Annotated in this window: 9 protein-coding genes; 1 reads left to right on the top strand and 8 read right to left on the bottom strand. The window is 48.7% G+C overall.

Translation table 11 applies throughout. From position 1 onward, the window contains the following. Positions 1-36 precede the first annotated feature (36 nt). The 7 genes from AC6ESP_RS19665 to AC6ESP_RS19635 all read right to left on the bottom strand — a co-directional run bounded on the left by AC6ESP_RS19665 (position 37) and on the right by AC6ESP_RS19635 (position 13,058). On the bottom strand, positions 37-1,989 hold the full coding sequence (locus tag AC6ESP_RS19665) for an alpha-amylase family protein (protein ID WP_497098433.1): 1,953 nt from the start codon (positions 1,987-1,989) through the stop codon (positions 37-39). A 4-nt stretch (positions 1,990-1,993) separates the two neighbouring features. Next, positions 1,994-6,850: a non-ribosomal peptide synthetase gene (locus AC6ESP_RS19660; protein ID WP_497098432.1), complete on the bottom strand. Its 4,857-nt coding sequence runs from the start codon at positions 6,848-6,850 to the stop codon at positions 1,994-1,996. 48 nt (positions 6,851-6,898) lie between these two features. Further along, entirely contained in the window at positions 6,899-8,257 is a 1,359-nt protein-coding gene (locus AC6ESP_RS19655) for an MATE family efflux transporter (protein ID WP_497098431.1), read from the bottom strand. A 48-nt stretch (positions 8,258-8,305) separates the two neighbouring features. Continuing rightward, entirely contained in the window at positions 8,306-8,989 is a 684-nt protein-coding gene (locus AC6ESP_RS19650) for a RibD family protein (protein WP_497098430.1), read from the bottom strand. Continuing rightward, positions 8,986-10,170: a sugar ABC transporter substrate-binding protein gene (locus tag AC6ESP_RS19645; RefSeq protein ID WP_497098429.1), complete on the bottom strand. Its 1,185-nt coding sequence runs from the start codon at positions 10,168-10,170 to the stop codon at positions 8,986-8,988. The genes AC6ESP_RS19650 and AC6ESP_RS19645 overlap by 4 nt, the downstream gene beginning before the upstream one ends. Before the next feature lie 38 nt (positions 10,171-10,208). Then, entirely contained in the window at positions 10,209-11,234 is a 1,026-nt protein-coding gene (locus tag AC6ESP_RS19640) for a zinc-dependent alcohol dehydrogenase (RefSeq protein ID WP_497098428.1), read from the bottom strand. A gap of 75 nt (positions 11,235-11,309) precedes the next feature. Beyond that, on the bottom strand, positions 11,310-13,058 hold the full coding sequence (locus tag AC6ESP_RS19635; RefSeq protein ID WP_497098427.1) for a glycoside hydrolase family 13 protein: 1,749 nt from the start codon (positions 13,056-13,058) through the stop codon (positions 11,310-11,312). A gap of 480 nt (positions 13,059-13,538) precedes the next feature. On the opposite strand from AC6ESP_RS19635, the gene AC6ESP_RS19630 reads away from it, so the two are divergent. After that, the gene (locus AC6ESP_RS19630) at positions 13,539-15,704 is read left to right on the top strand and encodes an alpha-amylase family glycosyl hydrolase (RefSeq protein WP_497098426.1); all 2,166 of its coding nucleotides are present in this window, start codon (positions 13,539-13,541) and stop codon (positions 15,702-15,704) included. A gap of 142 nt (positions 15,705-15,846) precedes the next feature. On the opposite strand, the gene AC6ESP_RS19625 is transcribed toward AC6ESP_RS19630, so the two are convergent. Continuing rightward, complete coding sequence (locus AC6ESP_RS19625) at positions 15,847-16,422, bottom strand: nitroreductase family protein (RefSeq protein WP_497098425.1); 576 nt, start codon at positions 16,420-16,422, stop codon at positions 15,847-15,849. Positions 16,423-16,516 lie beyond the last annotated feature (94 nt).

The raw sequence follows: 16,516 nt of genomic DNA, 5'->3' as shown, positions 1-16,516 counted from the left end.
CCGATGAAGGAGGAATCTTCGCTCATAGTCTTTCTTTTATTTGAGATTACCGCTTGTCAGAATTAAGCCCTGATGAGGCTGGAGCCATAATTCATCTACAGCTTGTGCTGCTGGCTGATCCCCATTCACGCTGTTGATTCGCACGGTCAATGTTCCTCCAGGCGGATGCAAGGAGGCGAGATTGACTTGAATCCGCTTCTCAGCGTGGAGATTGAAGCAGCCCAGCAGAAGCTTCTCATCCTGCATGTAGCCATAGATGACGACATCATCAGGAGAGCCCGAGGTGAAGAAATGCTCCGGCTTCAGCAATGGCAGCCATGCCTCTTTGCAGGCATGAAGCTCAGTGAGCAGCGGTATCATCGGCTGCGGATTCGTCCAGCTCAGCTTCATTTTGTTGAAGAAGGCACGCGGAATCTCAGCACCATTCGTATTGTCTCCAAGCCCGCAGTTCATCGGCTGCTCCTCATTCAATTCGAACCCCGTAGCCAGGAACGGTATTGCATTAGGCAGAAAATGATTGAATACCGCGATCATACGCGCCAGCGCCGTACCTCCGCGGCTCGTAATACGGGGAGTATCTGCTGTCTCTGCACAAGCGAACACATGAATATCCAGCTCCGGAAGTTCGTTCACGTAAGCAAGCAAGTTATCCTTCTGAATATCAGTCATAATGTTCCATCCGCTGCCCAGCATAATGTTGTAGCCAACGGCTGCCGCCTTCGTATGATTGCGGTTGAACAGATCCTCGCTAATGAGGAGAGCATCCGGCCTGATCGACTTGATCGTCTGGAACATCTCCTCCAGCAGCGGGATTGGCAGCACATGTCCGATATCGATACGGAACCCATCAATGCGATAGCGGAGCAAATTATGCTTAAGAGCATCTATCAGTACATCCCATAGCTCACGGTTCGGTTCTTCGCCAGGATAATAATTGCATTTGATCGTATCGAACAGAACATATGGCGCTTGATCCGGCTCGAGTAAGGGTCTGACGGGCGGTGCAATATCGTGATACAGCCTTAGAAACGTAATATCGGTCCAAATCGGCTGAACATCATTAATCCAATCCGAATGGGCAGGTGAAGTGGTTATTCCCATCTCCTGCTCTACTAACGTCAATAGTTCTTCGCCTGTAGCAGCAGCTCGTGCTCGCAGTTCCTCCCATAGGACGGGATTAAGCTCATTGGGCGGCTGTGAGAACTGGCGCAGAAATTCTGGGGTTTCAGGGCTTCGATACACGGTCTCCAGCTTGTCTGGCGTACATTCCTCGAAGAAGCCAAGCTCAGGAACATGGGGCAGCTTGAACGTATCAGATGCCTCTTTGTTCATCCAATATACCCATTCTGGATGCTCATGGATGAAGTCGCTATTCTTCGCAGTCACGCGTGGAATGAAGTCGACCACCACTCGAATATCCAGGAGACGGCACGCTTCCGACAGCGCAGCCATCTCATCATCAATCGTCATATCTACCATGTCATCGAGCAATGGCTCATGAAGGTTCGGGTCCAGATTGAATAAGGATTGTACCGCATAGGGGGAACCGATGTCCCCCTTCAAATTCAACTCACTATACCGGGTAACCGGCAGCAAATACAGAATATTAACGCCCATTTGCTTCAATAGCGGCAGTAATAGAATGAGACGTATAAGCGTCCCAGACTCAATTTCACCATCATGATCGTAATCCCACGCCGTCGTATATCTAACCAGTGAGGAATAGATTACGCTTCTGTCCAAGTCAACCGTAGATGCGCGACTGTAATCGCGAGAGCTGTCTAGCAAATATTGCAGCTGCTCCGTAATGAAATCGAAAGCGAGCACCTTAATCTCACCCTCGCGTTCCTCCAGAACACGAGAGTATCCGCATACGTTCCATATGGCTGGCAGCCATAGTGTTTCCGTACGATTCCCTCTATTTTGCGAGAAAAACTGTACGATGCGGTACAAAGAAACGGTCTCCGTGGTTGTCTGTAACATGCTCATCTCATCACTCCTCTACCTCATGTTTAAGATAGTTCACTTGCGAGAATTCCGTCATATGCTCGGTTGGCTCCCATGTCTTCGAGAATAGGCCAATGAGGACTGGCGTTTCCTGCCGTTCCAGCTCGTAGATTAATTCCCAGTCTTCTTCTGCCTCAGCTTTAACATAGAAAGTCAGCTTCTGCCCTGCTGCCTCTATCTTCAAATAATGAGTGTCACGAACATCAGGCCGTGCATACAGTTCGTAATTATCCGTGTGCTCCGGGAAGAAGATGCCGAGCAGCTTTCTTCGTGCATTGCCGAACATGATCTTACTGCGGTCATTGAATTTGATCATAAGGCCGCTATGATAGCAAGGTCCGAATTTGTTATGATTCGTCACCTTCGCTTCGAAGGTGAAATGGAGATCACTCACTGGCATAAGCAGCTGTGGAGCCTCATCCTTCACGATCCATATATCATCAATCTTGTCTACGGTATGACGGATTCGAATGCTCTCTTCTTCGTGGATAATAGAAGACTTATTCGGGTTATATACGCTAAGCAAGCCTTCACCATGACCGCTAGGAGCGGCTTGATCCTCAGGTGAGAAGGAAATAGAGGATAGGGCTGATCTTAATGAATGGAAATATTCTCGCTCCATAGCCAGGTTGTCAGCTAAGGGCGATTGGAGCTCTCCCAACGTAAATTGCTTATCAGCAATCAGATCGAACAAGGCAAGACGGAACTGCTCCCAGGACTCATTAATGGTCTCACCCAGCATCGTGAGCTGTTGAATCACCTCGACGCCGGCTCCCGCTTCCTTCATGAATGAGTACAGCAGATCATAATAGACGAATTTGTAATTCGTCAGCGGAATGACCTTCGCTATTCTTGTCGCATGGCCCTGCAGCTTGATTTCCCTCACCATCGCCTCTTCAATGAATTGAATAGATGAGCTTCCCTCATGCCACTGCTCCAGCTGGATGTAATGCTCCTCCAGCACCTGAAGGCTTGTCATTGCAGCAGGCTGCGATTCTGTTAATGTCCAGAAGAAAGGCGATGTGCCATCTGGACACCAATGTAGAACGTAATAGCGCAGCATAGCGAATAAATCATCAATACGAACGGTAAAATCCTTGTAGACCGGTCTTGCTCCTTCATCCATATGCATGTTATCAAGAATGAACAGCAAGCCTCTCTTAGCGTCATAGCCCTTGATAACAAAATAATGAATATGTGGCTCGCTCAGATAATGATTCGAGTAATACAAGCCGAATAAATCACCAGGTACGAGCAGCCTTGCTCCACGGTCGAGCTCATGATGGACGAGCTGCTGGAACTCGCTTACGCTTCCACAGACCATTCTCTCGATATCAATATGGAACCGAGACTTCAGTCTTTTATCATACATCTCGAAGAAATCCTGATTAGGCTCACTCGCTCTCTCGAACATATCCTCCTTCCAAGCTTCAGGGAAGAAGGTCATCTCATAGTTGGCAAGGAACAAGAATAAGTCGAAGTAGCCGGCATGAAACGACTCGAATAGAATGGCCATTGGTTTAATGAAGCAGTTGACCGCCTCCCAGGAGTAGCTGTCCGTATTCGGAACGATTGCTGTATTCACCTGGATACGACTAACGGTTGAGACCTGAGACTGTTCTTCATATAGAGCTTGGAAAGCAAAAGCACCATTCTGCTCCCGAAGCCGTGCGGCCAGTCCCGCAATGGTCGGAGCTGCGTACAAATCCGAAGCTTTGACCGGAATGTCTCTCTCCTTCATCGCACTTACCGTTCGCAGCACATGGAGAGAATGTCCGCCAGACTCGAAGAAATGAGCATCTCGGCCAAAAGACTGACCGGTCAACACCTGTGACCAGCATGCCGCGATCGTTCTTTCGAGCGAATCGGATGCATCTGCCATGTTCTCCCTATCTCGTTCCAGATGGGATGAGACAGTCTTAATCGCTTCCTTACCCAGAACTGACAAAGTCGTCAGCAGCGCTTTGCGATCCAGCTTGCCATTGGGTGAGATCGGCAGAGCATCCACTGCTGAGAAGGAAGATGGAATCATATAGCTAGGGAGGATCTGCTCCATATAAGCTCGAAGCTCAGTGATATCCACAGCTCTCTCGGTCTCATAGCAGGCATGCAAGAATCGAATGCCTTCCTTGTCTTCCCGATCTACCACCGCAGCAGCACGAATACCATCCAGTCGAAGGAGTGCATTCTCGACTTCGCCCAGCTCAATGCGATAGCCACGGATCTTCACTTGATCATCCATTCGCCCCATGTGCACAAGGGTGCCATCTGGAAGCCAGTGCGCTAGATCTCCTGTCAGGTACAGCTTCTCGCCTGCTTCGAATGGATGCTCGATAAATTTGTCTGCCGTCAGATCAGGACGATGCAAGTAGCCGCGAGCCAATCCAGTGCCCCCTATGCACAGCTGGCCGGGAGCTCCAATTGCCTGCAGCTCATTATGGCTGTCTAGTATATAGATCGTTGTATTAGCAATCGGTCGACCAACAGTAATACGGTCACTATCCGTTACTTCCGCTAGCGTAGACCATACCGTCGCCTCTGTTGGACCATACATATTGAATATCCGAGCAGCTGTATGCTCCCTAAGCTGCTCTAGCAGACGAAGCGGCAGCGGCTCTCCTCCAAGCAGGATGAATGCCACGCTGCTCAAGAAATCCGAGGTGTCCGTTCCCTCCAGAAGAAGCCTCATCCGAGATGGTGTCATCTGCACGATATCTGCTTGTGACCTTGCAATAAGCTCATGCAGAAGGCTGGAATCCACTTGTTCGTCTTCTCCGGCAAGAATGATCTCCATGCCTCTTGAGAGCGGAAGGAGTGTCTCCAATACAAAAATATCGAAGGAAACCGTTGTGACACATAGCATCTTGGACAGCTTATCCATTGGAATCGCAGCAGCTATCCCTTCGATGAAGTTGACGACGGAGCGGTGTTCAATCATGACGCCCTTCGGATTGCCTGTCGATCCCGATGTATAGATGACATAAGCCAGATCACTCGGTGCATGAACAGGGGCCGGATTACTCCAGCGAAGCTGCTCTGACACAATGGTATCCGCATCCAGATGCGGGTCTAGCTCTAGATTCAAGAGCTTAAGCCGTTCCAGCTCCTCACCATCCAGAACGCCAGCCTCACGAAGCTGCGGCTGAATGAGTACTAGGGAAGCTTGGCTATCGCGAATAATATAAGCAATCCGCTCCTTCGGATAAGCAGGGTCAATCGGCACATATGCCGCACCTGCCTTCAGAATGCCATAGATGCCAGCGATCAGCTCAAGCGATCGGGTAGCAACAATAGCGACCAGATCATTCGGTCCAATACCCTGCTCCCGAATGCTAGCAGCTATCCGATTGCTCTCTTCATTGAGTTGAAGATAATTGAGTGTTCTACTGCCACAGGTAATCGCTGCAAGCTCAGGAATTCTTTCCGCCTGTTCTTCAAGAAGAGCGACGACTGTCTTCTCTTCCGAGATCTTCATTTTCGTAGCATTGAAGCCAACCAACTGAAGCTCTCTTTGCTCTGGTGAGATTAATTCGAGTGTGTCAATGGATACTTCAGGATCTCCGAGCATCTGCGACAACAGCTGCTGAATCGCCTCTCCCATCACTTGAATCTGCTCCTCGGTATACAGACTCGTCTTATACTGAATATCGAGTGTATACTCAGATGGCTCTGACCAGTCACTTGCGATGAACTGCAAGGGGTACAGCTGATGCCCATTATAGAACTCACGCTGCTCCAGACTCCAGCCATTCAAGTCAGCCCGAGGCTTCGTGTTGAAGCAGTTGACTGTCACTTGGAACAATGAGCCATACTCCTGCTTCCGCAGCTCCAGATCACGCACAAGCACATCATAAGGATACTTCTGATGGCTGTAGCATTTGCGCAGCATGCTCTTCACCCTACCGATGAAAGCTGCAACTGAGTCACTCTGATCCACCTGCATACGGAAAGGCATCATGCTTGTGAACACGCCGAAGGTACGTTTCTGCCTCGTCCCAGAGCGATTGAAGACAGGCATTCCGATTACAAGATCCTCTTGCTTCCCGCTTCGGTACATATAGAGCAGAATCAGTGAGGTAATCATGGTCTGATCTGAGCACTGAAGCTCAGCTGCTAGACGCTTAATCGCTGCTGTTACCTCGACTCCTAAGCGGAATGACGCTCTTCTTCCTTCCAGCATATCTTCTGCATCCGACAGCCTTGACGCAGGAAGCTCAGCGAACAGCCTGGTCCAGAATTGCTTGTCCTTCTCGAACCGATCCGACGCTTCATAGCTTTGCTCCTGCTCCAGCATGGCCAGATAACCTTCTCTGTGCTCTTCCACAGCAGGCTCTTCTCCGCTTTGCATGCCCATGTACAGATCACAGATCTCATCTGTCATCAGTTGAACAGACCAGCCATCGGCTATAATGTGATGGAATTTGTATAGAAAACCGGTCTTGTCATTACTGATCCTGAACAATGCGAATCGGTACAGAGCATCTTCTCCCATCTGCATCGGCTCATGCGACTGCTCCTCTACCCAATCCCAATAAGCGGTATCAGGGTCTTCCTCTTGTGAGAAATCATAGACCGGAACCTTGAATGAATCCCGGCTCTGGGTGGCCTTATACTGCTTGATTTCACCTTCTGACTCTACAAAACGAAGCTGGAGCGCTTCTGTCGATGAGACAAACTTTCGAATAGCAGCGGCCAATAGCTCCATATCGACAGGACCATGAATCACACACGTACAACCAATGACATGTATAGGCGTCTGAGGATACATTTGCTCGACAAGGCTGATTCGCTGCTGAGGATGCGTTAACGGCAATAGATCCACACGGCTTAGCAATCGATTCATTCGTCTTCTCCCTTGCTCTGTGATAATGAAAGATAGAACGCCTTATATTTACATCGCTGCATCATTGCCAGTGAGATTGTTCATCCACTTCTTGGATCTCACTCTTATAAGCCCGAATACGAAGCGGAATACCTCTTCAAGCGATAAGAAAAAGTAAACCCAGAATACGGGCTGCTTCCATACGAGGGACAGCAATAAGCCCAGCGGAACACCAATGACCCAGGTAGCAATCGATTCTAGCTTGAATACAAACTTGCTATCCCCGCCGCTCTGCAGAATACCTCCGGCAATAATCATATTGGCGACCTTCACCCACATGAAGCCAGCGAACACCCACAGTACATAGATGCCTAATTGATTCGCCTCGCTAGAAATGTTGAATGCCGATACGTATAAGGGAGCAATCGCTGCAATAAGAAGACCTAAGGCAACGGATATGATAATACCGAAGCGAATCAGCCTTTTCGCATAATCCAGAGCCAATTCCTTATTGCCTGCGCCCAGCTGATTGCCAATGAGCACCCCTGCCGCGCCAGCCAGTCCTGACAACAAGCCGATACTCAATCCCTGCAGCGGGAAGGTTATCGTCATCGCCGTCATTTCAGTCGTGCCCATGCGGCTGTAGATAATAGCGTAAGCTGCTTCCGCCAGTACCCAGACCAGCTCCGTCAGAATAATCGGATAGGTCGTACGAAGGAAGGGAGTCGTAACGGGCTTCGAGAAGCGGAATAACTGCTTGAGTTGAGTAGAGCCCGGCAGCTTAAACCAATAGACCGCACCAATGATAAGCGCACATTCAATGAACCGTGCAATGACTGTTGCATAAGCAGACCCTGCGAGCCCCAGCTCTGGGAATCCGAAATTCCCGAAGATTAGCAAATAGTTCAGAATGACGTTGATAATGACTACGGCCAAGCTTACATACATCGGGAACTTAACATGGCCCGTGCTGCGCAAGATAGCGGAATACATCATCGTCAGCATGGTTGGCACATAGCTCAATGCTACTATTTTCAGGAAAATATATCCTTCATCCGTTACCCGCACATCTGTCGTGAACAAGCTGAGGCATAGCTGCGGATAAAAAAATACGACTACTGTGAAGAGGATAGACAGCACCGAGCCGAATAGCAGTCCAAAGCCGAGCAATTGCGAGATGCTCTTCGTATCCTTGCTCCCCCAATATTGAGCTGTAAAGACCGATAACCCTGTCGCCAGACCAGCAAGCACAACGGCAATGATACTGTAAATTTTGCTTGCCATGCCCACGGAGGCAATAGCAACATCACCAAGCTGCCCAACCATCAGCTGGTCCGTCAAATACAACACAGCCATGATCAAGCTTTGCAGCGCGATCGGCAGAGCTATTTTATAAAGATTATTGTAAAATTGCTTATTCTCGCTCATATCACTCCATCTTCCGTTGTTTAGTTGCTTGTGCCTAGCGCATACAGGTTATAGTGCCGCCTGCTCAGGGAGTGAAGCTCTCTTCGCGTATCGCATCAAGGTATAATTCTCCATCGCTTGTACTTCTGTTACTTTGAATTTTTTGGTAAAAGAAAGCTTGCTGTACCCTTCGCCATCAACCAGCGTAATATTGGATGCCCCGCCAATGATAATCGGCAGCTGCATCAGAATGATCTCGTCAACCAGATCCTCATTGACTACATGCCAGTTCAGCAGCCCTCCGCCTTCGACCATAATACTGTCTAAGCCATACCGCTCTTGCAGCAAGATGAACAATTGAGTGAAATCAACCGATTCCACTCCGCACACGAGAACGTCCTTGCCCATATCCCTAATACGTGCCTGCTTGTCGAGGTCGATTCCCTTCTCAGTTGTGACGATAATCGTCTTGCCATCATCAGCGAATACATTGCTGTCGAGCGGAATATCCATCGTTCTAGTCGGAATGATCCTTACTGGATTCTTGTTCGATTCGTAGCGATTCGTCAGGAACGGGTTGTCCGTTCTTATCGTGTTTTTGCCGACCATAATCGCATCCACCTTGCCGCGGAACCGATGAATATATTCCATATCTTGCTCATTGAATAAGCGGAAAAGCTCCTTGCTTGACTGGCCTGTCCCAAAAGTTAACTTCCCGTCAATCGAAATTTGGCTGAAAATCGTAACGATCATCGTGTATTCCCACCCTTCAACCGTTTAATGTGATTATCGATCTCGACGATTACTTCCTCCACCTTGCTCATCATTCTTGTCCTCGCCTCACTCGGCGATCCATTTGCAAGTACGGCCAGCGCCTCTTCAAGCCCGACCCATATCGCGATCATATGAGGATGCGTAGGGATTGGACGGCCCCGCTTCAACTGACTAATCATTGCGCTGCGGTTGGCCGAGGCTTCTTGCTGCAGCTGTGCCAGCACCGTCTCATTAGCTGGAATGCGCTGCACCTTGGTTGCCCATAGCAGCTGACATTCCTCACTTAGCATGAATTTCACGAACGACACAATATCCTCCCGGTATTCCCTCTCCAGTGAATGACCAGGAAATACTAGCCCAATCGAGGAAGACATCGATACAGCTTCTCTACCAGCAATAGCAGGAATAGCTGACACCGCTAGATTCTCGGGCATATGCCTTGATAGATGATTGTAGATCCATTCCCCGCTAATGATAGCTCCAATCTTGCCTGCAATGAAAAGCTCCAGCAGATCAGTAGGGCCATCAAAGCTTCCCAGCAGTCCCTCCTTCTGCTGATTGCTGAGAAAATGCAGCGCGTTCTCCAGCTCAACCGAATCAATAGTGACCTCCCCATCCTTCATCGGCCAGCCGCCGAAGGCGCTCAAGAACGGGATCAAGCCATAAGCCTGCTTCAGATCCGACCCTACAGGAACAATTCCGGCTTGCTTCAGCCGATCGGCCTGCTCTGCGACATCCTCCCATGACGCAGGAGGGACATCATACAGCTCCTTGTTGGAATACATCACGAGATGATTGCCTAGCAGGACAGGCACTCCATAGGGTAGGCCATTCACCCGCATCGTTCCAAGCGAGCTCTCCGAAATATCAAGCTGACATAGCTCATCCGGCAATGGCGAGTACTGCCCACCTTCGACATAGCTCGTCATATCCGATGGAACGAAAGCCATATGCGGAGCTTCGCCGGTCTCAGACACCCGTCCTATCCGTTTGCCCAGCTGCTCAATATCCATCACCTCAGCCGATACCTTCAAGCCGTAGCGCTCGGTATACATCTTGCAAATATGCTCCAGAACCTCGATAGACGTGTCTCCAGGACCGTCGAATTCATGCCAAATCACGAGTTCTCTCTCTTGCTTAGCAGGCACTATCTGACTCAATCTTCATTCCCTCCTTACTATTGTTTATCAGCTCTCTGTTACGGAACAAACACCGTTTTCAACGTCTCACCAGGCGATTCTCCATGTCTCAGCAGCTCATTAATTGCTCGCTCATGATCCTTCAGCTCGTATCGTTTGGTCACCACCCCCTCCAGATTAGGTAATTTCCCAGCTAGCAGAAGTGCCTCATCGAACATATGCCTGTACTCGCCGGCTCCGATAATTTTGATGCCATTCTGAATGAATTTTGTCGGAGAGAACGTATATCTGTAGCTCGCATTAATGCCGAATGGCACGATTCTTCCACCACGCTCAATCCATTTCTCCGCTGTCTCCAGCTGATTGCCTACCGTATCGATAATGACATCAAATTTGCGATTCCCCAGAACACGGGATATAAAGGACTCATTAAGCTGATCTGGAATAATGGCAAAATCAGAAATACGAGCAGCTGCGTACAGCCGATAGGGATTGACTTCCGTCGCTACCGTTATTCTGGATCGGAGCATGCTTACATACTGGCACAGCAGGCCCATTGGCCCTGATCCCAATATGAGAACCGAATCTCCTCTGCCGACATTCGCTTCATGGAAGTTGTGAAGGACGCAAGCCAGCGGCTCTACGAGAACTGCTGCCTCCCAGCTCATCGACTCCGGAATTCGTCTAACGAGCCGTTGATCCGTCACGTAGTAAGGAGCGAAGGTTCCGGGAGCGTTCAGTCCAGAGATGAGCATTCCGCTGCCATCCTCCCCCATGCATAGGTGAGGCTGATCCCTTTTGCAGAAGTAGCACTGCTCACAGCTCTGATTCGGATCAATGACCACTCGGTCATTCAAGCGAATCCCCTCTACTTGATCTCCAATCTCAACAACCGTTCCTACCGCCTCATGTCCCCGAATAACACCAGGAACGCCTTCTTCCTTACCAGCGACGACTGCTAGATCCGTTCCACATATGCCGGTCAGGTGCACTTTTATTTTGACATCTGTTGGTGAAGTCAGCTGCGGCTCCTCTTGCTCACACAGCTCAAGCTTGTGGTTCTCCGTCCAAATCAAAGCATTCATGGTCCAAAAAAACCTCCTCGACTATTTTGTTCAAACGTTTGCACAATGGCGCCTACGAACCACATAGTTAGAGAACTACGACAATTGTGCGCGAATCACCTGATAGCTTAGGCCAGGCAATGAAATCTTCAGTACTCCTTCTTCGGCTTGCACAGCTTCCGTCGTATTCACATCTAGCCAGGATTTGTCTTGGACAGGGAAGCTTAACGTCATCGGCTCTTCCCCCACATTCAAAGCTACGATCAGCTTATCCTGCTTGTCCCAACGTTCATAAGCAATCGCATAGTCTCCCGTGTTCGCATACAAGAATCTCAGCTCTCCAGTACGTAGAGCTGGATAGGTGCTTCGAAGGGCTACGACCATGCGGTAAAAAGCATACATTTCTCGATTTTGATCCTGCTCATCCCATACCATACAGGCTCGGTTATCCGGATCATCTTCGCCTTCCATGCCGAACTCGTCGCCGTAATAGATGCATGGAGCGCCATAGTAGGTGAACTGGAACAATACAGCAAGCTTAGAGCGGGACTGATCGCCGCGGCAGAGAGTCAGCAGCCTCGCCGTGTCGTGGCTTCCGAGTATCTGGAAGGAGGCTTCTACCGCTTGCAGCGGGTACATCGCCAGCTGTTCGCCTATGTGATCAGCGAATGTCTTGCCATCCATTGCTCTTGCTGCGAAGAACTGAATAGCGTAGTACCTGATAGGGTAATTCATAACGGCATCCAATTGATCCCCTTGAAGCCAAGCCATCGCATCATGATAAATTTCTCCAAGAATATAGGCATCAGGCTTAATTGCCTTGACACGGTCGCGGAATTTGCGCCAGAACCGATGGTCAACCTCATTGGCAACATCCAGACGGAAGCCGTCAACATTTGCTTTTTGAATCCAATATTCCGCTATGCTCAGCAGATATTCGCTCAATTCCGGATTAGTCGTATTCAGCTTAGGCAGATGAGCCTCGAAGCCGAATGTTTCGAAGCCGCTTCCTGGTTCTCCATTAGGCAGCATACGCTGTACAGGAAGAAACCAATCGGCATATGGCGACTCCCCGCCTTTCTCCAGAACGTCTAGATACGGAGGGAACTTACTCCCGCTATGGTTGAACACAATATCCAGCAAAACCTTTATATTACGCTCATGACAGGCGTCAACGAGCTGTTTCAAGTCATCATTCGTTCCGAACTGGCTATCTACTGTAAAGTAATCTATGGTGTCGTATTTGTGGTGAGAATCTGCTTGAAAAAGAGGAGTGAAATAGATCGCATTAACGCCTAGCTCTACCAAATGATCGAGCCGTGATAGAATGCCTTGCAAATCGCCGCCAAAATAGTTGGTTTTCGTCGGCTTGCCTCCCCATTCTGTGGTGTTAGGAGGGTCATTGCTTATGTCGCCGTTCGCGAATCGATCCGGGAAAATTTGATAAAAGATAGCATCCTTTACCCATTGTGGAGGTTGAAAAATATCTGCGGGACTTAAGTATGGGTATTCGAAATTGCCGTAAGAATCTTCTGGTGGCACACTCTTATGCCAGCGCTCGCCATAATAGATCTGTTCTTCGCCTGCTTTGAGCAAGAACCGATAGCATAAGCGGCCATAAGTTGGTTCAATTGTCGTCTCCCAATAATCATACAGAGCGTCAGGTACAACCTTATGCATGACCGATTGCTGCTCGGTTCCATACCAGTTATACTTATCGCCATAACACACGACCGCTTGCTCTACATCATCCCGCTTCGTTCGCAATCGCACTCGAATGTTGTAATTGTCAACCGCGAATGCCCAATTCTGTTTGTGTCGATGATACAGTGCCTCAATATGCAAGATGTTGTCCTCCTCACGATAATGGCCTAAAAACGGCAAAAAGGCACAGCCCCCATTCCGATAGCGAGGTTGTACCTTTCGGTAACATTGCCTTCATATTTTTACATATAGTAGCATGTTGGATTAAGACATGTAAATGATAACTTTTATTGTTGACAATGTTAGTCTATGAATCTACAATGAAATCGAATCACTCTACTAACCTATGAACTGCAGCCCTGACGAGTCGATTCGTACAGATACCATTTATAATCTGAGGGCTCTGCTTTTTTAAACCATATATCAGGTTTAAAGACAACCCCGGAACTTCTCTTCTAGAGAACTCCGGGGTTGTTTGGCGTTCTCACACTTTGGAGGTGATCGATTAGAATTGAACAATCTTGCAATACCGTACAGAAATGAAAGCGTTATCTTTATTGTTTAACTACCGTTCATCTCATTTAATCAACCCATTAACCAAATCGAAAGGTGGAATTTTTTATGCATTTGCGTCTCCGTAATTGGATAGCCGCAATCACGTTAACCATTGCTCTATTGGCAGGTTCCTCATTCCCGCCGGCTCTATCATCTTCCGTTGCTTATGCTGCACCTGATACCTCCGTTACGAACAAACAGAACTTTTCGACCGATGTTATCTATCAAATATTTACCGACCGTTTCTATGATGGAGATTCCTCGAACAATCCAACCGGCAGTGCATTCAGCTCTGGCTGTACGAACCTTAAGCTCTATTGCGGTGGCGACTGGGCGGGTATTACAGACAAGATCAACGATGATTATTTCTCCAATATGGGCATTACCGCTCTATGGATTTCCCAACCCGTAGAGAATATTTACTCCGTTGTTAACTATTCCGGCGTTAACAATACCTCTTATCACGGCTACTGGGCACGGGATTTCAAGAAGACGAATCCTGCCTTCGGCAGCTTCACTGATTTCTCCGATCTCATAACTGCTGCACATGCCAAGGGCATCAAGATCGTTATCGACTTCGCACCTAACCACACTTCTCCGGCTTCTGAGACTGTTCCTACGTTCGCTGAGAACGGCAAGCTATACAATAACGGAACGCTGCTAGGCGGCTATACAAGCGACACTAGCGGATATTTCCATCATAACGGTGGTACAGACTTCTCCACTCTGGAGAGCGGAATCTATAAGAATCTGTATGATCTTGCCGATATCAATCATAACAACTCTACGATTGATACCTACTTCAAAGATGCTATCAAGCTATGGCTTGACCTTGGCATCGACGGCATTCGGGTAGACGCTGTCAAGCATATGCCTTTTGGCTGGCAGAAGAACTGGATGTCCGCTATCTACAGCTACAAACCGGTCTTTACCTTCGGTGAATGGTTCCTTGGCGTGAACGATACTGATCCGAACAATGTCGCGTTTGCTAATGACTCCGGCATGAGCTTGCTCGACTTCCGCTTCGGCCAGAAGGTTCGTCAAGTATTCCGTGATAACACGGATACGATGTATGGACTCGACTCCATGATCTCAGGCACAGCAAGTGCATATGCTCAAGTAAGCGATCAAGTCACCTTCATTGATAACCATGATATGGACCGTTTCATGACATCTACCAGCACGAACCGGAGCCTCGAGCAAGCGCTGGCGTTCACACTGACATCACGCGGTGTGCCAGCTATCTACTACGGTACAGAGCAATACATGACAGGTAACGGAGATCCGGATAACCGTGGTAAAATGCCTTCATTCTCCACGACAACGACTGCTTACAATGTCATCAGCAAGCTCGCTCCACTACGCAAAACGAACCCAGCTGTCGCTTATGGATCAACCACGCAGCGCTGGATTAATAACGATGTATATGTCTATGAACGCAAATTCGGCAGCAGTGTAGCCGTCGTTGCGATCAACCGCAGCACGACAACAGCCGCTTCCATCAGTGGCCTTACCACTTCTCTTCCTGCAGGAACGTATAGTGATGTCCTTACTGGCACACTTAACGGCGGCAGCATCACGGCAAGCAGCACAGGCAGCGTCTCGACATTCAGCCTGCCAGCAGGCGGAGTAGGCGTATGGCAATACACAGCTACAGAAACAGCACCTGTTGTCGGACATGTTGGTCCGGTTATGGGTAAAGCAGGCAACACAGTAACTATCGACGGACGCGGCTTCGGTTCGACGAAAGGTACGGTTTACTTCGGAACGACAGCCGTGACAGGCGCTAGCATTACTTCATGGGAAGATACACAGATCAAAGTCATCGTTCCATCCATTACACCGGGCAAATATAACGTGAAGGTAAGAAATTCTTCAGCGGTGGACAGCAACTCGTACAGCAACTTCAATATTCTAACAGGCGAGCAAGTCACGATTCGCTTCGTCGTGAACAATGCGACTACAGCTCTGGGAGAGAACGTCTACTTAACCGGCAGCGTATCTGAGCTTGGCAACTGGGATGCCGCCAAGGCACTCGGTCCGATATTCAACACAGTGATCACCAGCTACCCAACTTGGTACTATGATGTCAGCGTTCCAGCCAACACTGCTCTGCAGTTCAAGTTCATTAAGAAGAATGGCGCTGTCGCTACATGGGAAGGCGGAAGCAACCATACCGTTACTTCCCCTTCGAGCGGAGTCGCTACTGTGACGGTGAACTGGCAGTCCTAAGTTTATATGAAGCTAGGCTAATTTAATCTAAATGATGCTGAGCTCGTAGTAATCCCTATCGAAAAGCCGTTATCTCATTGCTGAGGCAATGAAATAACGGCTTTTTCGGTGTATTCTACTGGTCAGCTCAGTTAGCTTAAGCTTACTCGATAACGGTTAGCCGTTCAGAAGCTGGAATCCGAGGCTGAGCCTCTGGTACCTTAGCAGGATAGCCCATATGAAGCATACCTACAATTTTCTCCTCAGGCTTCACACCCAGTACATCACGGAATTCTTGTGATTTAATGAGACCGTAGGTCTCCCATACAAGACCAATTCCTTGCTCCCATGCAAGCAAGCTGAAATTATGAATGATGCAGCTCGTAGAAGCATAATCCTCTTCCCTAACGCTGGCATTCGGATATTCTGACATGATGACAGCAAGAAACATCGGAACACCCATGAACTTTTGATACATTTTCTCGCCCATCTGCGCTCTTTTCTCTGGTTCCATATGAGCGAACTTCGGCGCATTAGGAGCTGATTTGCGAGCAGCAGCAGCCAGCTTCTCCTTGCCCTGTCCGTGGAGCAGCACAAACCTCCAAGGCTGTGTCATCTTATGATTAGGAACCCATACAGCAGTATCCAGAATGTCTGTGACAAGCTCTACAGGTACAGGCCGATCCTCGAACTGATGTACAGAACGTCTTTCTCGTATTAACTTGGATAATGGCATCATACTTAACAACTCCGTTCTTAACCATTTATCATACCTATTCTTAAGGAGAAAGAGCCGCTCCCTTAGTCTCATGACTTTGGTGTCGGCTCTCTCT

Source organism: Paenibacillus xinjiangensis (genome assembly GCF_059686975.1).
The sequence above is the reverse complement of the archived record's forward strand: the minus strand, read 5'-3'. Positions and strand labels throughout refer to the sequence as shown.